This is a genomic window from Kribbella sp. NPDC050459, assembly GCF_040655315.1.
In the GTDB taxonomy this organism is placed as follows: Bacteria; Actinomycetota; Actinomycetes; order Propionibacteriales; family Kribbellaceae; genus Kribbella.
Window position 1 is genome coordinate 235,275 of sequence record NZ_JBFAJQ010000012.1, and the last position, 19,989, is coordinate 255,263.

Annotated in this window: 15 protein-coding genes; 13 read left to right on the forward strand and 2 right to left on the reverse strand. The window is 71.1% G+C overall.

Annotated features, from left to right (window positions below; genetic code table 11):
- Window positions 1-76 precede the first annotated feature (76 nt).
- The 13 genes from AB0I12_RS32315 to AB0I12_RS32375 are packed head-to-tail and all read left to right on the forward strand — an operon-like array spanning window position 77 to window position 17,727.
- Window positions 77-1,300: a DegT/DnrJ/EryC1/StrS family aminotransferase gene (locus AB0I12_RS32315; protein WP_359936751.1), complete on the forward strand. Its 1,224-nt coding sequence runs from the start codon at window positions 77-79 to the stop codon at window positions 1,298-1,300.
- Complete coding sequence (locus tag AB0I12_RS32320) at window positions 1,297-2,772, forward strand: nucleoside-diphosphate sugar epimerase/dehydratase (RefSeq protein WP_359936753.1); 1,476 nt, start codon at window positions 1,297-1,299, stop codon at window positions 2,770-2,772. Before AB0I12_RS32315 ends, AB0I12_RS32320 begins: the two co-directional genes overlap by 4 nt.
- Before the next feature lie 33 nt (window positions 2,773-2,805).
- Entirely contained in the window at window positions 2,806-4,266 is a 1,461-nt protein-coding gene (locus tag AB0I12_RS32325) for an RtcB family protein (protein WP_359936756.1), read from the forward strand.
- 16 nt (window positions 4,267-4,282) lie between these two features.
- Window positions 4,283-8,491 (forward strand): PKD domain-containing protein, encoded by a 4,209-nt coding sequence (locus AB0I12_RS32330; RefSeq protein WP_359936759.1) that lies wholly within the window; start codon window positions 4,283-4,285, stop codon window positions 8,489-8,491.
- A gap of 25 nt (window positions 8,492-8,516) precedes the next feature.
- Entirely contained in the window at window positions 8,517-9,746 is a 1,230-nt protein-coding gene (locus tag AB0I12_RS32335; protein ID WP_359936762.1) for a hypothetical protein, read from the forward strand.
- Between the two features lie 8 nt (window positions 9,747-9,754).
- Window positions 9,755-10,756, forward strand: a complete 1,002-nt coding sequence (locus tag AB0I12_RS32340; protein ID WP_359936764.1) for a hypothetical protein — start codon at window positions 9,755-9,757, stop codon at window positions 10,754-10,756.
- Window positions 10,756-11,910: a glycosyltransferase gene (locus AB0I12_RS32345; protein ID WP_359936767.1), complete on the forward strand. Its 1,155-nt coding sequence runs from the start codon at window positions 10,756-10,758 to the stop codon at window positions 11,908-11,910. Before AB0I12_RS32340 ends, AB0I12_RS32345 begins: the two co-directional genes overlap by 1 nt.
- Window positions 11,907-12,338: a hypothetical protein gene (locus AB0I12_RS32350; RefSeq protein ID WP_359936770.1), complete on the forward strand. Its 432-nt coding sequence runs from the start codon at window positions 11,907-11,909 to the stop codon at window positions 12,336-12,338. The genes AB0I12_RS32345 and AB0I12_RS32350 overlap by 4 nt, the downstream gene beginning before the upstream one ends.
- Window positions 12,335-13,387: an aminoglycoside phosphotransferase family protein gene (locus tag AB0I12_RS32355; protein ID WP_359936773.1), complete on the forward strand. Its 1,053-nt coding sequence runs from the start codon at window positions 12,335-12,337 to the stop codon at window positions 13,385-13,387. Before AB0I12_RS32350 ends, AB0I12_RS32355 begins: the two co-directional genes overlap by 4 nt.
- Window positions 13,384-14,676 carry an O-antigen ligase family protein gene (locus AB0I12_RS32360; protein ID WP_359936776.1) on the forward strand — a complete coding sequence of 431 codons (1,293 nt, stop codon included), beginning with the start codon at window positions 13,384-13,386 and terminating at the stop codon, window positions 14,674-14,676. Before AB0I12_RS32355 ends, AB0I12_RS32360 begins: the two co-directional genes overlap by 4 nt.
- On the forward strand, window positions 14,676-15,959 hold the full coding sequence (locus AB0I12_RS32365; protein WP_359936779.1) for a polysaccharide biosynthesis C-terminal domain-containing protein: 1,284 nt from the start codon (window positions 14,676-14,678) through the stop codon (window positions 15,957-15,959). Before AB0I12_RS32360 ends, AB0I12_RS32365 begins: the two co-directional genes overlap by 1 nt.
- On the forward strand, window positions 15,956-17,032 hold the full coding sequence (locus tag AB0I12_RS32370; RefSeq protein WP_359936781.1) for a hypothetical protein: 1,077 nt from the start codon (window positions 15,956-15,958) through the stop codon (window positions 17,030-17,032). Before AB0I12_RS32365 ends, AB0I12_RS32370 begins: the two co-directional genes overlap by 4 nt.
- Window positions 17,033-17,040: 8 nt before the next feature.
- Window positions 17,041-17,727 (forward strand): sugar transferase, encoded by a 687-nt coding sequence (locus AB0I12_RS32375; RefSeq protein WP_359936784.1) that lies wholly within the window; start codon window positions 17,041-17,043, stop codon window positions 17,725-17,727.
- On the opposite strand, the gene AB0I12_RS32380 is transcribed toward AB0I12_RS32375, so the two are convergent.
- Complete coding sequence (locus AB0I12_RS32380; RefSeq protein WP_359936787.1) at window positions 17,666-19,252, reverse strand: MBL fold metallo-hydrolase; 1,587 nt, start codon at window positions 19,250-19,252, stop codon at window positions 17,666-17,668. The genes AB0I12_RS32375 and AB0I12_RS32380 overlap by 62 nt on opposite strands.
- Window positions 19,253-19,373: 121 nt before the next feature.
- Window positions 19,374-19,913 (reverse strand): SRPBCC domain-containing protein, encoded by a 540-nt coding sequence (locus AB0I12_RS32385; RefSeq protein WP_359936790.1) that lies wholly within the window; start codon window positions 19,911-19,913, stop codon window positions 19,374-19,376.
- Window positions 19,914-19,989 lie beyond the last annotated feature (76 nt).

Genomic DNA, 19,989 nt, shown 5'->3' on the forward strand with positions numbered 1-19,989 from the left:
CGGGCGCGGGCGCCGGTCACATTTCGTAGCGTCGAGGGACATCAGGGCCCGTGGGGGCCTCGAGGGGGGCATCGGGATGACTACCCGAATCACTGCTGCGGCGCGTCCGCTACCGGCGGCGGAGATCGCCGTACCGTTCGCGGATTGTGACATCACCGCCGAGGCGCAGGCCGCCGTTCTGCGGGTCCTGCAGTCCGGGTGGGTGACCACCGGCCGGGAGGTGGCGGCGTTCGAGACCGAGTTCGCGGCCGCGGTCGGGGCAGAGTTCGCGGTGGCCGTATCGTCGTGCACACAGGGGATCGAGCTGGCGCTGCGGTCACTCGGGCTGCCACCCGGATCGCTGGTGCTGAGCTCGACGATGACGTTCTGCGGCGCGGTCCAGGCGATCGTGCACGCCGGGCACCAGCCGGTCCTGGTCGACGTCGACCCGGTCACCGGCATGCCGACACCGGCGACGGTCCGAGCCGCCGTACAGTCCTTCGGCCGGCCCGCTGCCCTGACCGTCGTGCACTGGGCCGGCGACGTGGCCGACGTACCGGCGCTCGCCGAAGCGGCCGGTGTGCCGCTCGACCACGTCGTGGTGGACGCCGCGCACGCGCTCGGCACGTACGCCGGCGACGCGCCGATCGGCTCCGGCCCCGGCGCGACCTGCTTCAGTTTCTACGCCACCAAGAACCTCCCGCTCGGCGAGGGCGGGATGATCACCACCGACGACGCGGCACGCGCCGACTGGCTGCGCGGGGCGCGCCTGCACGGGATGACGGCCGACGCCTGGCGGCGCTACCTGCCCGGTGGCAACTGGCGCTACAACGTCGCCGACGCCGGTCTGAAGGCGAACATGACCGACATCCAGGCGTCGATGGGCCGCGCGCAGCTCACGCACTTCCCGTCCTGGCAGCGGCGGCGCGCCGAGATCGCGGCCCAGTACGACGATCGGCTCGCGGGACTGCCCGGTGTCGGGCTGCCGCACCGGCCGGCCCCCGGGGAGGGCACGCACGCCTGGCACCTGTACCCGGTTCGGCTCCGGCTGCACGGCGGGATCGATCGCGACGAGGTGATCGCCGCGCTCTCCGCTCGCGCCATCGGCACCTCGGTGCACTTCATCCCGGTCCATCGACTCGCGTACTTCAGCCAGACGGCCCTGATTCCGTCGGCCGGACTGACCGGGGCGGACGCACTGTTCGACCAGCTGCTGTCGCTGCCGATGTACCCGCGGCTGACCGGGCAACAGCTCGACGCGGTCTGTACGGCGGTCACCGACATCGCGCATGAGGGCATCTCGGGAAAGGGAACGGAATGAGTGAGCCTCTGCTGCTACACGACAGCGACAACGGCCTGTTGCGGACCGTTGTGGTCGGGGCCGGTGAGGCCGGGGTCGCACTGGCCCGCGACCTGCACCGGGTCAGCTCGTTCGGGCTGGAGCCTGTCGGCTTCCTCGACGACGATCCCGGCAAGGCGGGCCGGCGGTACGGCGGGCGGAAGGTGCTCGGCACCCTGGCTGATCTCGAGGAGGTCCTCGAGCGGACCGGGGCCGACGTCGTCGTGGTCGCCATTCCGTCGATGCCGTCGCACGAGGTGAAGCAGCTCGGGCTGCGCGCCGCCGCGCTGGGCGCGACCGTGCTGCACCTGCCGCCGTTCCTCTCCGTGCTGCAGCGTCAGATCGCCGGGACCGACATGCGGGCGCTGCAGATCGGCCCGCTGATCGGGCGGCCGGAGATGCACGTCGTCAGCAGACACGCCCGGGACGCGATCGCCGGCAAGCGGGTCCTGGTCACCGGCGCCGGCGGTTCGATCGGCAGCGAGCTGTGCCGTCAGGTGTACGGCTTCGGCCCCGAGCAACTGATCATGCTCGACCACGACGAGTCCAACCTGCACCGCACGCAGCTCGAGCTGTGGGGTGAGGCGCTGCTGGACACCGAGAACACCGTGGTCGCGGACATCCGGGACAGCGAGCGGCTGTTCCAGCTGTTCCGTGATCACCGGCCGCAGATCGTGTTCCACGCGGCGGCCCTGAAGCACCTTCCGGTCCTGGAGCAACACCCGTGCGAGGGCGTGAAGTCGAACGTCCGCGGTACCCAGAACCTGGTCGAGGCCGCCGTCGTCCACGACGTCGAACGGTTCGTGCTGATCTCCACCGACAAGGCCGCGAACCCGGCCTCGGTGCTCGGGGCAACCAAGCGGCTGGCCGAGCTGGTGCTGGAGTCGCAGCAGCCGGCCTCGACGGTGCTGACCGCGGTCCGGTTCGGCAACGTGCTGGGCAGCCGAGGCTCGCTGCTGCACGTGGTCCGGGACCAGCTCGCCAGCGGCACACCGGTGACGATCACGCATCCCGACGTCAGCCGGTTCTTCATGACGATCGAGGAAGCGGTCGGGCTGGTCCTGGAGGCGGCGCGGATGTCGCACGGCTCGGCGACGTACGTCCTGGACATGGGCGAGCCGGTGCGGATCGTCGACCTGGTCCACAACTTCGCCGGCCTGCTGAACGTCCGCGACGTCCACGTGAAGTACACCGGTCTGCGGCCGGGCGAGAAGCTCACCGAGGAACTGTTCGGCGCCGGCGAGGAAGCCACGCCCACCGATCATCCACGGATCTCGATGACCGTGGCGCCACCGCCGCCGGCCGGCTTCCGGGCCGGGCTGCAGGAGCTGTACGACGCCGCCGCGCACAACCGGCCCGACGAGGTCTTCCGGCACCTGCGCCGGCTCGTTCCGGAGTACAGCCCGACGCCCGGTCTGGTGTCGGCCTGCGCGCCCTATCCCGACGACTTCTGACCTGCCCACCCGACAACAGACTGTGAGTACAGCATGACCACAGAGGCCAGGCCGCCACTGGACGTCCGCGTCCTCGACGGTACCGTCGATGTCCCCCCGACGGTCTTCGATGACCCCACCCTGCTCCCCGCGGGCCGGGCGACGATCACGGCGCTCGGACATCGGGTCGAGGGCGCGGACCTGGCCGCCCCGCCGGTGGTGCTGCCGGACTTCCACCACAAGTCGAAGATGGAGCTGCCGTCGAGCGTCGCGGTCGCGACCAGCGGCACTGTCCGTCCTGAGCTGACCAGCTCGTCGGTGAACTGCGGGATGGCGCTGATCGCGGTCGACTCCGAGGTCCCCGACGACAAGGCCGTCGACGTCTTCATGCGAGCGGTCCGCGAGCGCTATCCGTACCCGACCCGGGGCACCGCCGAACTCAGCCGCCAGGAGGTCGCCAAGGCGGTCGGCGCCGGGTCCGAGTTCAGTGTGGAGCGCTGGGGCGCGCCGGCCGAGGACCTGGAGCGGATCGAGGAGGGCGGCCGGATCGACCTGGAGCGGTACGGCGGCCTCGACCGGCTGCGCGCGGAGCTTCCGGGGATCGCCTTCCAGCTGGCCCGGTACCGCTTCGGAACCATTGGCCCGTCCAACCATTTCGTCGAGCTCCAGCGGGTCGAGGAGATCCTCGACCCGGAGCGGGCCGCCAAGCTCGGAGTGACCGAGGGCCAGCTGACCATCCAGTACCACGGCGGCGGCGGGGTCTTCACCGGGGAGATCGGGCGCCTGTTCTTCCGTCGCAAGGACTATCCCGCTCAGATCAAGGCCGTGAACGCGGCACTGAAGCCGTGGTTCCACCTCCGCTCCGCGCGTTCTTTCGCACAACTACGCGCACGGCTCGGTCTGTACTTCACCGCCGGCTGCACGCCGCTTCCGCTGGCCAGTGACGAAGGCCAGCGGCTGATGCTCGCGACCGCGGCCGCGATGAACTACGGCTTCGCCTTCCGCACCGCGACGTACGCCGCACTCCGCCGGATCGCGGCCGACTCCTTCGGCGGCGCCACCGGGCGGCTGGTGGTCGACTCGCCGCACAACAGCATCTACGAAGAGCCGGTCGGGGACCGTACCGGCGTCGTCCACCGGCACAACTCCTGCCGTGCCTTCCCGGCCTCGATGATGTCGCCGGGGACGACGTTCGCCGAGACCGGACAGGCCGTGCTGCTGCCCGGTACGCACCGCACCTCCAGCTACCTGGCCGTGGCGGGCGACCGTGCGGCGAGCAGTCTGTACTCCGCCTGTCACGGCGCCGGCACCGTGGTCTCCGACCTGGTGGCGCGCGGCATCTCCGGCGACCACCCGCTGAAGCACAAGACCCGCCGCTACCGCTACGACGACGGCGCGCCCACCGATGCCCACCACTTCGACGATCTCGGCGTGAACGCGGCCCTCGACGTCCTCGTCCGCCACGGGCTGGTCAAGCCGGTAGCGCGGATGCGACCTGTCGCAGTTCTGCACTGACGGTTCGGGAGAGAACATGAACAAGCGGCTACGGAGTCTGGCGACGGCCACGGTCATCAGCTTGACCGCGGCGCTGGTGCTGGTCGTGACGAGCAGCCCGGCGAACGCCGTCGGCACCGGCTACTGGGTGAACAACACGGTCACCTGCAGCGACACCGGCACGGGAACCCAGGCGGCGCCGTTCTGCACGATCTCGCAGGGCACCAAGAAGGCCGTGCTTCCGGGCGACACCGTGCATGTTGCTCCGGGCACCTATCGGGAGCAGGTCACGATCAATGCGTCGGGCACCGCCACGGACCCGATCACCGTCGTCGGAGACGCCCCGGGCGTCATCGTGCTCGGCACCCGGTCCCTGGCCGGCGCAGCGCTCTGGACCGCGACCGGTACCACGGCCTGGTCCACGCCGTACGCGCCTCCGTCCGCGCCCAAGCAGGTCTTCGTCGACAACCAACGCCTCGCGACCGCTACCTCCGCCACCACGACGACGCCGAACAGCTGGTTCTACGACGGGACCGCCAAGGTTCTGTACGTCGACATCGGCGGCGCCAACCCGGGCGACGGGCACCAGGTCGAGGCCGGCGCCCAGTCGTTCGGCGTCACGACCAGCAGCAAGCAGAACGTGGTCGTCAGCAACCTCGAGCTCGACCGCGCCAACCTGGCCGGTGTTCGGTTGCTGTCCTCGTCCGGGATCACCGTCGACCACGTCACCACGTCCCAGTCGGCCGGTAACGGCGTCCTCGTCGACACCTGCCCGAGCAGCTCGATCACGATCCGTTCCGCGACCGTCGACAACGCGCTGTCCACCGGCATCAAGCTGAACGCGTCCAGCGGCGTGACCGTCACCGCGTCCGGCAGCCACAACAACGGCCTGCACGGGATCGGCCTTGCCACCTCGGCGAACAACCTGCTCACCGGTAACACGACGTACGCGAACGTCTCACTGAATCCGAACGCGACCGCCAACGGCATCGATGTCGACACCAGCTCGCCCGACAACCGTGTGATCGGCAACGTCGCCTACCAGAACCAGGACAGCGGGTTCCAGGTCTACAGCAGCAGCCACCGGGCTCTGGTGGCGCGCAACGTCTCCTACGGCAACGGCGACCACGGCTTCGACACGCTGACCTCGACCGGTGTGCAGTACCTGAACAACACGGCGTACGGGAACCGCCGGGACGGCATCTCGATCGAGGGCACCTCGACCGGCGCCACCGTTGTCAACAACCTCCTGGTCGACAACGGCACCACCGCGACCGAGTACGACCTGTACGTCGACGCCGGTTCGTACTCCGGCCTCACCGCCGACCGCGACATGGCCTACAACCACGTGGTTGCACCGAGCACGAAGGTCAACGGCGTCATCTACAAGACGCTGGCCGCGTTCGCCACCGCGACCGGTCAGGAGGCCCACGGCCTGTCCGTCGACCCGGACTTCGTCAACCCGGCCGGCGCGGACTTCCGGCTGACCGCCGGTTCCGCCGCGGTCGACTCGGCCGACTCGTCGCCGGCGAACTTCGTCGCCGCCGACCAGGGCGGCAACGCACTCGCCGACGACCCGATCGTGCCGGACACCGGCACCGGTACGCCGGCGTACGCCGACCGCGGCGCGCTGGAGTACCAGCCGATCGCGGGCCCGGCCGACTACCCGCCGCACGCGGCCGTGGTGCTCGACCCGAGCGCGGTGAACATGCCGCCGGCGACGCCGGTGACCGCGGATGCGAGCGGTTCGAGCGACGCCGACACGAATGGCATCGCGTCGTACACCTTCGACTTCGGTGACGGCACCGTCGTCGGTCCGCAGGCGACGGCGACCGCGACCCACAAGTACGCGGCGACCGGCACGTACACCGTCACCACCACGGTCACCGACACCGCGGGGCTGACCGACACCGCGACCGCCCAGGAGATCGTCAGCCTCCGGCAGGTGCAGACGTACTCCGTCGAGCAGACGAACCCGTCCTGCAGCGACAGCGGGCCGGGCACCACCGCCACCCCGTTCTGCACGATCGGCGCGGCCACGAAGAAGATGCTGGCCGGCGACACCGCGCTGGTCGGCGCGGGCCAGTACCGCGAACAGGTCCAGGTCACCGCGAGCGGTGAGGCCGGCGCGCCGATCACGCTGCGGGCGACCTCGCCGTCGGCGGTCATCCTCGGCACGAACGACGTGTCCGACGCGGCCGGCTGGTCCGCGACGTCGACGACGGCGTGGAAGCACGCCTTCACCCCGGTGCCGGCGCAGGTCTTCCTGGACGGGCAACCGTTGGCCAAGGCAACGAGTAGTACGACCACCACCAGCGGCACGTGGTTCTACGACACCCCGACGGCGACGCTGTACGTCGACACCGGCGGGACGAACCCGGCCACCGGGCACACCGTCAGCGCGGGCGCGCGCAGCTTCGGCATCCTGCTGCGCCAGGTCACCGACGTGAACGTCAGCGGCTTCGCGGTCCGGCAGACCAACCTGAGCGGCGTGTACTTCGACACCGTGCAGCGGGTCTCCCTCGACACCGTCGACACCGCCCAGTCCGGTGCCCAGGGCGTGACCGCGGACAACTCCAGCCAGGTCATGCTGAGCGGCATCCAGGCGTCGGCGAACCAGTCCATCGGCATCCGGCTGTTCAGCAGCACCGACAGCACGGTGAAGACCTCGGTCACGCACGACAACAGCTTCCACGGCGTCAGCGTGCAGGGCGGCGCGCGGGACACGGTGACCGGCGTGACGACGTACCGGAACAAGCGGCTCTCGACCCGGATCGCGGCCGGTATCGACGTGTCGTCGGCCGCCCAGAACACCGTTGTCGACGGCAACTTGTCCTACAGCAACGACGACTCGGGCATCGAGTCCTACACCGGCGCGACCGGGACCCTGGTGCGCCGGAACGTGGTCTACGACAACGGCGACCACGGCATCGACGACTTCCAGGCGCCCGGCTCGCGGGTGATCGGCAACACCGTGGTCGGCAACGCCACCGCCGGGATCAACTTCGAGGGCGGCTCGACCGGTGCCCTCACCCGGGACAACGTGACGATGGACAACGCCGTCGGCAGCACCCGGACGATCGGCGAGATCCGGGTCGACGAGACGTCCAGCCAGGGCACCAGCCTGGACCGGGACCTGGTGTTCCAGAGCAACGGCGGACCCCTGTTCGAGTGGGCGTCGCAGCCGTACACGACGCTCAGCTCCTACCAGGCCGTCAGCGGGCAGGAACCGACGGGCAAGGCGGCGAACCCGCAGTTCGTCAACCTGGCCGGCCGTGACCTGCATCTGACCGGGACCTCCCCGGCCATCGACGCCGCCGACACGTCGCCGGCCGGCTGGAGCGCGACCGACAAGGACGGCGGCACCCCGATCGACGACCCGGCCGTCGCGAACACCGGCACCGGCCCGGTCACCTTCGCCGATCTCGGTGCCTTCGAGTTCAACGGCCTCGTGATCGTGGTGACCGTCTCCCCGACCGGTGGTTTCGCACCGCTCGACGTGACGATCGACGCCTCGCACAGCGCCGGCCCCGCGCCGATCACGTCGTACCGGATCGTCTGCGGCAACGGCACGGTGCTGACACAGTCCAGCGGTGTCTGCCACTACGGTGCGGCAGGCACATTCACGCCGACCGCGACAGTCACCGACTCCACCGGCGCCACCGCCACCTGGACCGGTGCGCCGATCGTGGTGAAGCCGAACGGCGTACCGACAGCACGGATCACGGCCACACCCAGCCAGGCGTACGCACCGCAGCAAGTGGTACTGGACGCCTCCGCGTCCTCGGACGCCGACGGCCGGCCGCTGGTCTCCTACTCCTTCGACTGCGGCAACGGGCACACCACAGGTCCGATCACCACACCGACGACGACCTGTGACTACCCGGCCGCCGGCACCTACACCGTCGCGGTGACGGTGACCGACACCGACGGGCTCACCAGCCGGGCGACCACCAAGGTCAGGATCCTGGCCGAGGTGGCACCGACCGCGGCGCTGAACCTGTCGAAGAACAACATCAAGCGCGGCCAGTCGATCACCGCCGACGCATCCGGCTCGACCGACCCGGACAAGACGCCGATCACGACCTACCAGTTCAGCTGTGGGACCGGCACCACCTTGCCGCCGCAGACGGCCCCGACCACGACCTGTACCTACCCGGCCGCGGGGACCTTCACCGTGAAGGTCGTCGTCACCGACACGGGCGGGCTGACCGGCACCACCACCAAGAGCGTGAAGGTCCAGTGATGGACGGCACGAGGAAGGCTCAGCTATGACGCTCGAAGAGATGTTCCGCCGGATCGTCCGGGCGCACCTGGCACTGATCCTGGTGTGCATCCTGGTACCGGTGGCCGGTGCCGCGATCCTGGTGGCGAACCGGCCGGACCCGAGCATCGCCTCGCTCCGCCTCCAGGTCATCTCCGGCTCACCGAAGTCGGCGACCGAGGCCGAGGGGATGAACAGCCGGGTCCTCGCGGTGGCGACCACGCCGAGTGTGCTCGGTGCGGCGCTGGAGGCTGCGCAGGCGCAGCGTGACGTCGACACGTACGCGGCGACCAACGTGGCCGCGCAGCGGATCGGCGGGTCCTCGATCGTCGAGCTCAGCGTCAGCGACAACGACCCGCTGGTGGCCGGAAGGGTCGTCTCCGAACTCGCCGCCCGGGTCGCGGCGTTCATGAACCAGGGTGACCAGGCAACCTTCCGCAGCACACTGGCAGACCTGACCGGCCAGATCGACGCCGCGACCGCACGCCGGGACAAGCTGGTCGCCCAACTGCGAGGCATTGCCGACGTGACAGCCCGCGCCGACCTCGGGGTGCAGATCCAGTCGGCCAACCAGTTGCTGAGCCAACTCAGCAGCCAACGGGCGACCTTGGTCGCGGACAACGCGACCAAGGACCAGGTCGTCATGGTCGGCACCCAGCCCGACATCCGGCGCGAACCGCACTCGATCCTTCCGCAACTCGCGCTGGCACTGCTGCTCGGTCTCGTGCTCGGCCTGACCGCGGCGACGGTCCTGGAGACGTTCCGCCCACGGGTCACCGGCATCCGCGCGCTGGCCCGGTTGCTGCAGGCGCCGGTGCTCGGCAAGTCGACCGAGGACATCGAGTCGCTCCGCAACACGATGGCGCTGGCAGCCCGGCGGCAAGGCGTCGATGCGGTCGTGCTGATGGGCGCCGACGACGAAGACGCGGACACCGTGAGCAAGCTGCTGTTCTCGCTGTCCGGACGCACGCACGCATCGAAGCAGTCGAAGCAACCTGCCGCTCCGGGTGACGGCGGGCCGGTCTTCGACATCGACGGGTTCACCGATGTCCGCTTCACCGGACTGTCGGCCGTCACGCCCGAGGACGAGATGACGGCCGGGGTCGTCGTCGTGTCCAGGGGCACGGTGCTCCTGCGCCGGCTCGACGACCTCGACGACGTCCTGAAGGCCGTTCGCTGGCCGGTGCTGGGCATTGTGCACGGTCCGGCACCACGCCGCTTCGGCAGGCTGCGGTGACCAGCCGGATGACAACCGCCATGCTCCACACAGCCGGCCAGCGCGTGGCGCTGGACGGACCGGACAGTGCCGTACGCACGCTGCTCGCGGCCGCGGGCGGGCCCGAGCGACCCGGGCTCGCGGCGGCGGATCCGCCGAACGTCGTCCTCGCGGTCGAGGAGAGCCGCCAGCCGTTCCGCACGGACGGGGCGGAGCTGATCACGCGGGGCGTCTGGGCGACACCGGGCAGCGAAGTGGTGCTGACGAACGTCGGCGGATCCGGTTTCGACCAGCGGTGGGCGGTCGACGTCGACGGCCTCCGGGTCGCCAGCCGGTGGCGGCCGCCGTACCAGGAGTCCGTCGCAGCCAGGCTGTTCCCGGCTCGGCAGCGTGCGCTGAACAGCCAGGTCCTGCTGCACTACCCGGCGCTGTGGTTCGCGATGCAACAGCGGTTCGCGCCGCTGCACGTCTCGGTCGTCGAGGTCGGTGGTGTCGTCGTCCTGCTGGCCGGGCCGGGCGGCGTCGGCAAATCGACGCTGGTCGCGCGCGCCCTGGCCGACGGCTCGCGGGCAACGTGCGACAACCTCGCGGCCTGCGACGGAATGACGGCGTACGGCGTCGCCGAACCACTGCGGCTGCTGGACGGTACCGGGCGGCGGGCGTTGCACGGGCGGCGCGAACAGCCGTGGACGCACCGGGTCAGGTCGTTGCCGCCGGAGCTCGTCGTCGTCCTGCGGCGCGGGACCCAGGAGTCGCCCACGTTGCGCGAACTCAGCCCCGCGGAGGCGGCTCGCCGGCTCGTCGCGGGCACCTACGCGGCCGGTGAACTCCGCCGGTTCTGGTCGATCGCAGCGCTCGTCGCGACCGCGACGGGATGCGGGCCGGTGCACCCGCCGATCGAGGAGATCGCCGCGCGGCTGACGACCCGGCTGCCCGCGGTCGAACTGCTGCTCGGCCGGGAGCCCGGCGCCGGACTGACCGAACTGCTCCGCCGCCCACTGGCCGCGGTCCGGACCGGGCGGGCCGGTTGATGGGCACCCGGATCGAGGTCGCCCAGATCGTCACCCGCTTCATCGCCGGTGCCGGTGGGGTCGCGCTGCGCGGCGTCCTCCCGCTCGACCCGGACCGCTACCGGGTCACGATCATCACCGGACAAGGCGGCCCACTCACCGACCGGGCCGCAGCCGCCGGGATGCGCGTCCTGATCGAGCCGTCACTGGTCGCACCGCTGTCACCGAACGACGACCGCCGGGCCCTGCGGGAACTGACCGCGTTGTGTGCCGCCGGCAGGTACGACGTCGTCCACACGCACAGCGCGAAGGCCGGGGCGCTCGGCCGGCTCGCCGCGCACCGGGCCGGTGTGCCGCGGATCGTGCACACCTATCACGGCTTTCCGTTCCACCAGTTCCAGAACCCGTTGCGGCGTACGGCGTACATCGCCGTCGAGCGCCGGCTGGCGCGCATCACCGCTACGGTGCTCGCGATCGGAACCGGGGTGGCGACCGAGGCGCTGCGGCTCGGACTCGCCACGCCGAGCTCGCTGCGCACGATCACACCCGTCGTGGAGTCGGTCACCGTTCCGCGCACGGACAGCTCGCGTACGGCGGCGCGCGCCGAGCTCGGGGTCGGCGCGACCACCCCGCTGATCGGCACCGTCGGCCGGATCGACTACCAGAAGGCACCGGAACACCTGATCGCCGCGGTCGCCGGGCTGCGGCACACCGACGCGGTCGCGGTCTGGATCGGCTCGGGTCCGGGCGACCGCGCGGCGAAGGACCTGGTCCGCCGCTCGGGTCTCACCGACCGGTTCGTCTTCGCCGGCGAGCGGTCCGACGTACCCCAACTGCTGCCGGCGTTCGACGTGTTCGCCATGGCCAGCCGGTACGAGGGTCTGCCCTGCGCGGTGGTAGAGGCGATGCGCTGCGGCCTTCCGGTCGTGGCGACCGCGGTCAACTCGGTGCCTGACCTGGTCATCCCCGGCGAGAGCGGGATCTTGGTTCCACCGGGACGTCCGCGCCTGCTGGCCGAGGCAGTCGACGACCTGCTCGACGACCGCCCGAAGGCCGAGCGGATGGCTCGGCGCGGGCAGGCGTCGGCCGGCAGTACATACGACGCCGAGAGCCTGGCCGAGGTGCTCGACCAGGTGTACTCCGCCGGACGGCCGGCGGAGCTGGTGGGGTCATGACGAGTCCGGAAACGGCCGAGCGGATCCGGCGGCCGATGTCGCCCTGGCTGCAGCTGTGCCCGCCGGGGACGGTCGAGCACGACCTCCGCTCCGGACCGGTCCGGGCGGATCAGGTGTCCACCGACGGGCCGGTCGTCCTGATCGACCAGCGGCCGCGCAGTCGTCGCCGGCTGCGGCGGACGGCGCGTGAGCTCGGGGTCGTGGTGGAGCGCGAGTTCGTCGTCCTGCCGACGCTCGACCGGCCGATGGTGGTCGTCGACGACGTCGAGGAGGCGATCAGGCACTTCTGGACCGCGGTGGCCACGGTGCCTCCGGGACTCGCGTTCGCCGTACCGGCGTCCGCACTGCTCGGGCTGGCACGACGCGCACCCTGGCGCTGGACCGGCGCGCTCGCACCGGCCCGCGTCGTCGTCGGGAGGCGGCGATGACCGAAGCTCCGAAGGCGTTCCAGCCGCGCCCCCGGTCGGTGCACGACCTGTTGTTCGCGCCCGGGAGCCGGGGCGTGCTGATCGCGACGTCGAAGGATCCCGACGCCAAGCGGACCTTCGTCGTCACGCCGCCCGCCGGTACCTACGTGGACGGCCCGGCCGGGCCGGTGGCGATCAAGATCCCCGTCACGGTCGCAGCCGCGGGCGCGGTCTCCCGGGAGACCCGGATGCTGATCGCGCTCGGCGAGACGGACCTGGGCGAACTCGCCAGGACCGTTCCGCGCTACCTGGAGACGCTCGACAGCGACGGCCTGCCGGCCGTGGTGACGACGGTACTGCGTGGCGTCCCGATGAGTGTCGCGTACCACCGCTGGCTGCACACCTCGCGGCAGCGTCCGGTGGCCGAGGACTTCGCGCTGGCGGGCGGATGGCTCCGGCACCTGCAGCTGGCGACAGCCGGCGAGCGGTCCCGGATCACCTGGGCGGGCGAGGTCGCCGGCCAGCTGCGTGCCCGCTGGCCGGGGCATCCGAAACTCGAGGCCGCGCAGGTCCGGGTCGCGGCCGCGGACCGGCAGCTGCGCGCTCATCGGGTCGCCACCACGGTGGTGCACGGCGACTACTGGTTCGGGAATCTGCTGGTCGACGACGGCCGGATCTCCGGAGTCGTCGACTGGGAGAGCGGCGCGCGCACCGGCTCGCCGCTGCGCGACCTGGTCCGGTTCGCGCTCAGCTACTGCCTCTACCTCGACCGCCACACCCGGCCCGGTCGCGAGGTACGCGGACACCGCGGCCTGCGGCGTACCGGGTTCGGGGCCGGGATCAGGTACGGCCTGCTCGAGGCCGGCTGGCTACCTGACCTGGTCCGGCTGTACCTGCGCACCGGGCTCGAAACTCTCGGCCTGCCGACGATCCTCTGGTACGGCGCCGCGCTGGCCGGGCTGGGTGAGATCGCCGCGAACGCCAACGACGACGAGTTCGCCGCACAGCACCTGGACCTGCTGGCGAGTCTGCCGTACTGGCCGCTCACCGACGGAGCTGAACCGCGATGAGCACCTCGACCCAGCCGGTACGACCGGCCGGCATCGTCGGCTCGCCCGGCACGCCGCGCGGTGACGCGCTCGTGGCGATGATGGGCCTGACGACGTGCCTGCTGCCGTTCCTGGTGCCCGCCGGTCCGGGCAACACGGCCCTGGCGGACGCGGGCATCCTGCTGTGCGTCGTGCTGAGCATGCTGTGGGCGGGCCGGGAACAACTGCCGATCAAGCTGCCGTACGCCACCGGTGTGGCCGGGCTGATCCTCGGCGGCGCGTTCGCGGCGTACGTCTCGGTCGCGCCGGTCGGCACCGCGCTGGTGCTGATCCAGGATCTGCTGCTGTTCGCGTGGTCTGCGGCGCTCGCTCTCGGTCGCCACAATCCGGCGATCGTCCGCGCCGTCACGGTGTCCTGGTGCCACACGGCGACGCTCTACTCGGGCGTCATGGTGCCCGCGTACCTGGTCGGCTTGAACGCGATCACCGGGGTGTCGGCCAAGGACGGTGTGCGTGCGCCGTACACGTTCGGTGATCCCAACCTGGCCGGAAACTACCTGGTCGTCTCGTTGTTCCTGATGGCCGCGTGCAAGCATCCACGGTCCCCCGGCGTCCGCCGGATCGCCTACCTGCTGGTGCTCCTGGCGATCGGGTTCACCGGCTCGAACGGCGCGATGCTCACCCTGCTGGTCGGCCTGGTCCTGGCCGCCGCGGTGACCGCCTACCGCCGCCGGGGCGCGGTCGGCGGCCTTGCCGTACTCGCGAGCGCGGCTCTCGCCGGCGGGCTGATGGCGGGGTTCGTCATGCCCCGCGTCGACCTCGGTCAGCTCCGTGAACAGGCCGCCGGCAGTGTGCCACTGCTGCGCGACTCGTTCGGGCGTAGCGCGAACTCCAGCGGCGAGCGGGCCACGATCGTCGGCGAGGGCGCGAACCTCTTCCTCCGCGGCGACGCCGCCGGCTACGGGCCGGCCCGGACGAAGGCGACCCTGGAGGCCACGCAGGCGCCGTACGTCAAGGAAGCCCACAACGACTACCTCGCGACGCTGCTGGAACGCGGGGTGATCGGGGCGATCGGTCTGCTGCTGTTCGGCGTCGGCGTGCTCGCGCGCTGCCTGCGGCTGGTTTTCGGGAACCTGCCGAAGGCGTACGCCGAACTCGTACCGAGACCCTGGCTGCTCGCCGTCATCGGACCGGTGATGGCGACCGCCGCGGGGTTCTACGAGGTTCTGCACTTCCGGCACCTGTGGACCTGGCTCGGTCTCGTCGCGGCGCTCGTCCTCGCGATGCAGGACCAGCACGAGGAGGCCTGATGATCCGTTCCGTCCTGTCCAACACCTCGGCGCGGCTGCTCGCCATCCTCGGGCTCACGCTCGCCACCGTGCTGGTCGCGCGCACCGGCGGACCGTCGGCGGTCGGCGAGTACGCGCTGCTCCGGATGCTGCCCGGCCTGGTCGGGGTGCTGTGCGTCCTCGGCCTGCCCGGGGCCCTCGCCTACTTCCTCGCCGTACCGCGCCGCGACCTGCCGCGGCTCTGGCCGACGTTGATGGCGATCGGAGCCGCCGGGGCGGTTGTCGGTACGGCGCTGTGGGTGGTCGCGGCGCCGCTGCTCGCCAAGGTCTTCTTCCCGCACGAGGCGCCGTGGCTGATCGCGGCCGCGGGGGCAACCGTGGCGACCCAGCTCGCGCTGACGCTCGGCAAGACCGCCCTGCAAGGACTCGAGGACCGGCGCGGCGGTGACGTGGTGATCGCCGCCGAGGAACTCGCGTTCCTGCCCTGTTTCGTGCTCCCGCTGCTTGTCGGCGTTCACGGCATCGCTGCGATCATCCTCGGACTCGGGCTCGCCGACGTGGTCGTCGCGGTCGACGCGTGGCGCCGGGTCGGCCGGCGGCTCGGGTGGCGGCGCCTGGGCGTCGCGTGCTGGTGGGGGCGCCCGGACAAGGACTTCGCGCGGCAGGTCGCGTCGTACGGACTGCGGGGTCAGGTGGGCGGCCTGATCACGTTGCTGAACCTCCGCCTCGACGTCGCGATCCTCGGCGCGATCGCCGGACCCGCCGTCCTCGGCGGCTACGCGGTCGCCTCGAAGTACGCCGAACTGCTGCGGCTGCCCGGTACCGCACTGACCTGGGTCTTCTATCCGCGCCTGGCGAAACTCGACGAGCAGCGGGCCGCCGAGCTGGCCCGGCGGCTGATCCGGCCGACTCTGGCCGGCGTCGCGGCCGCCGCGATCCCGGTCGCGATCCTGGCCGGACCGGTGATGCGGCTGCTGTACGGCGCCTCGTTCGCACCCGCGGTCACTCCGGCCCGGATCCTCGTCGCGGGCATGATCCTGGCCGGCGCCTCAGGGGTCGCGAGCGCTTATCTCTACGGTCGCGGTACGCCGGGGCTCAACTCGATCGTGCTCGGCGCCGGGCTCGTCGTCACCGTGGTCCTCGACGTGACGCTGATCCCGCGGCACGGAGCGCTCGGCGCGGCAGTCGCGTCGACCGCGGCGTACCTGTCGACCGATGCTCTGCTGATCGTTCTGCTACTGCGGCTCAGCGCACCGCGGGCCCGCCGCCGCGCGACCCTCGTGATCGGGGAGGGAACACCATGAGAGCTACCGCGATCGCCGCCGGCCTGCTCGTCCTGCTCGTTGGCTGTTCCAACGGTTCGCCGAGCGGTCAGCCGACCACGTCCCCGGACAGCGGACCGCCGATGAGTACGCCGGCCGACCCGACCCAACCGCCACCCAGCAGCCGGGCGACCGGCGGTGCAGCGGCCGTGCTGCCCGGTGACCGGTACGTCGCGCTCGCCACCGCGCTGCACCACCGCGGCGTCGCGATCTGGTGGGAGACCGACCTGGTCAAGCGCTGGCTCGACGGGCCGGCCGCCTTCGACGGAGCGGTCGCCCGGCTCGGGCAGCTGGCCGCGGTCCCGGGAACAGTCGGGTTCAAGATCTCCGACGAGATCGGTTACGGCGACGGGCTGACCTCTCCGGCGCAGGCCGCCAACTTCCTCCGGCAGGCCCGGAGCAGTCTCGCGAAAGTTGCGCCCGGCAAGCAGATCCTGGTCGACGCGGTCGTACCGGAGCTCGGGTGCCTGCCGTGGCGCGGCGGCAACCAGGAAGGGTGCGCGCAACGGGTCCGGCTGAAGTACCCGGCGGCCAGTGCGGCGGCGGTCGAGAGCTACCTGCGCGGCCATCTGATCGACCGGCTCGACCTGAGCACCGGGCTGCTGAGCCCTGGCACCTACGCAGGCTGGGGCCTGACCCAGCAGGCCGCACAGGCCGAGATCTGGAGCCGGATCCGCGGCCAGGGCTGGGAATCGCTGACCACGCTGCAGTCCCGCAAGGCACTCGCGGCCGCCGACGGCTACCAGGGATCAGCCACCCAGGCCGCCACCGACACGACCATGTACATCGCCGCGCCCGTCGCGGCCGGCGCGAAGGCCGTGGACATCTGGACCTGGCGTCAGCACTACCAGGGCAAGGTGTTCAGCCTGCTCGCGCCCGACCTCGCCGCCAACCCGCTCTGGACCTCCCTGATCCAGGAACGACGGCACGGAGTGCAGTTGATCACCCACATGACGCCGTCGACGATGCCCACCGATCCCGGCTCGTTCGACCACGAGTGCGATCTGGCGGCCCAGGCGTTCACCGCGGTCTTCGTGGCCGCCGGTACCGGTTAGGAGACAGAATGTCAGCACAGGTTGGTCCGGGCCGCCGATTTCTGGACGTGCTCATCGGGGGGCTGCTACTGGTGGCGGTGTCGCCAGTCCTGCTGATCGTCGCGGTACTGGTGCTCGTCACCAGCAGCCGGCCGGTGCTGTTCCGTCAGGCCCGCGTGGGCGAGAACGGCCGGTCGTTCACGCTGTACAAGTTCCGGACCATGCGTACAGTTGCCTCCGGCCCCGAAGTGACCGCCGCCACCGATGCCCGGATCACACCGCTCGGCGCGTTCCTGCGGCGGACCGCGCTCGACGAGCTGCCCCAGTTGTGGCACGTGGTTCGCGGGCAGATGACGCTGGTCGGTCCGCGGCCGGAAAGCGCGACTCTGGCGGCGCGCTATCCGGACGCGTACCGGCCGGTGCTGCTGGCGCGGCCCGGGCTGACCGGTCCGGCGCAGCTGCGGTACCGCGAACGTTCCGCCGTACCGCCGGACACCTGGACGGACGTGGAGCGCTGGTACCTCGACGTACTCGTGCCGCTGCGGGTGGCCGCGGACCGCGAGTACCTGGACCGCCCGACGATCCGCCGCACCCTGTACTACGTCCTGCTCACCGGGCTGTTCGTGGCCGGGCTGGCGGATCTCCAGGTGCCGGTCAGACCGCCTCTTCCACATCCGGCTCCGGCTTCACCAGAACCGGGTCACAGCGGGCGTTGAGACAGGTCCCGTCGGTCAGGTCGAACTCGAAGTTGTGGCCGAGACAGCGCAGCACGCCGTTCACCACCACGCCCGTCTCGGCCAGGTCCTCACCGGCGTGCGGGCAGTACCTGCTCACCCGCAGCTGCTTGCCACCGACAACGATCGTGGTGGTCTCCTCCGGGTCACGGGCGGCCTCGAACCGCTCGACGGCCCGGAGCGCGGCCCGGTCGGCGTGCTTGAGCAGGCCGACCAGGTAGTCGTTGTACCGGTCGGGCTGCCGGCGTGCGGTGAAGCGCATCGACAGCAGCAGCTCCTCCCAGCGGGTCCGGCCGGACACCACGCCGTCCAGCCACCGGCCGTCCATGGTCAGGCGGTAGTCGGCGTGCCCGGCGCCGCCGTCGAGATCGACGACCACCCGGTCCGGTCCGATGTGCGCGTCCCAGACCCCGCCGTGCGGCCCGGACACGTCGAAGCGCAGCGTCATACCGATCCGGGCGAGGAAGTACTCCGACAGCGTGCCGAGTGACTCCAGGTGGGTCTTGAAGCGATCGGCCAGCCTGGGCCGCGACACGGGGTTCGCGGCCCAGGCGGCGTCGATGGCTGGCCGGCGGCGGGCGGCGTACTCGGTCAGGTACCGCCGCCGCTCCTCCGGTCCGGCGTCCAGGGCGAAGTCCTTCCAGTGCGCGTCCCGGACCACCGTGAGGTCGTCCAGCCGGATCTGGTCACCCGGCAGCAGACAGACCCCGCGCTGGTCGGGGATCCGGTCCGCGAGCCAGGCCAGCGCCTCGCCCTGGTCCGGGAAGATCCCGCCCGGACGCAGGCCGCTGTTCAGCTCGAACAGTTCGTCGTCGAGGAAGCACGGCGGACCGGCGTACGGCATCACCAGCCGCGGCTGGACCTGCCGGACCAGCCGGGTGACGGCCTTGAACTTGCCGACCCGCTTGATCGTCGAGATCCGCTCCCGCTCGACCTCGTCGTACTCGTACCGGACCGGGTGCCAGCTCGCGCCCGACATCTGCACGCCCATCACGTCCAGCGGCCCGCCGGCCTCGGCCATCGCACGCCGCGCCTGGGACAGCGAGATCCGGGCGTCGTTGGTGTGCAGCACGCTGCGCTCCCCGAGCTTCAGCAGGACGGCGGAGTCGTGGCTCATCGGGCACTGCTCGGGGATCACCGTCAGCCAGTCGCGCTCGTTCAGCGGGTACCGCTGCCACGCGTCCAGCACGACGACCCGGGTCCGCCCGATCGCACGCAACCGGCGCTGCATGATCGTCGACGGATACCGCGGGACCAGCACCGGCACGGTCTCCGGCAGCCCGGCGATCAGATCCAGGTCCAGGTGGTCCAGATGCTCGTGCGACACCACCACCAGGTCCACGTCGAGGAGCTCGGGCGTCACCAGATGCGCGTTGTCCGGGAACGGGAACCACGCGCCCAGGAACGCGCCCCCGGCCGACAACCACGGATCGGCCAGGATCCGAACCTCACCCGCGTCGATCCGCAACCCGGCATGCCCCAGCGCAGTGACCATCGGCTCACCCATAGCGTCAAGGCTCCCGGCCCGGTCCGCCCCCGGCATCACCCGCCCGCACGAGAACACCTACGCCATCGGCGGTAGTCCGCCGCAGCACGGCTGGGACGACATTCAGATGGCTCGATCCAGGTCAGCGGATCGTGGCGGCGAGGTGTTGGTATGCGGGGACGAGGTCGGCCCAGCGGGGTTCGGGGTCGGGCGGTTCCTGGTGGGTGAGGTACGCAGCGAGGTTCTCCGCGCGCAGCTGCCAGCCGGCGCCGAAGTACTCGATCTTGTCGAGCGGGAGGCCGGCGATCTCGATCGTCAGGATGGTCTGCGAGCCGTCCGCGATCAGCGTGGCCTCGATAGTCTGCCTGAACGGGGGTGGACCGTCGCCGCGGTGCGCCGACTCGTCGGTCTCCCTCGTCGTGACACGCAACCGCGCCGGGGCCTCGCACACCTCGACCTGTCCGATGCTCTCCAGTTCCGCGGACTCGACGTACACGGTGAAGGAACCACCGAGGCGAAGGTCTCCCTCCACCTTGCCGTACCACCGAGCCAGCCGGTCGGGATCGGTGACCGCCGCCCACAGGTCGTCGATACCGGTGTCGTACCGGTCCTCGATCCGTACGACCCCCGCGTCGCCGACCACTCCCAAGCGACCAAGGACGCGGCTGGTGCTGTCGCTCATCTCGTACTCCGTCTCCCTCGGGCGAGCTCGCAGCACTCGCGGATGCGAATGTACCCATCCGTGTATGTAACCGTCA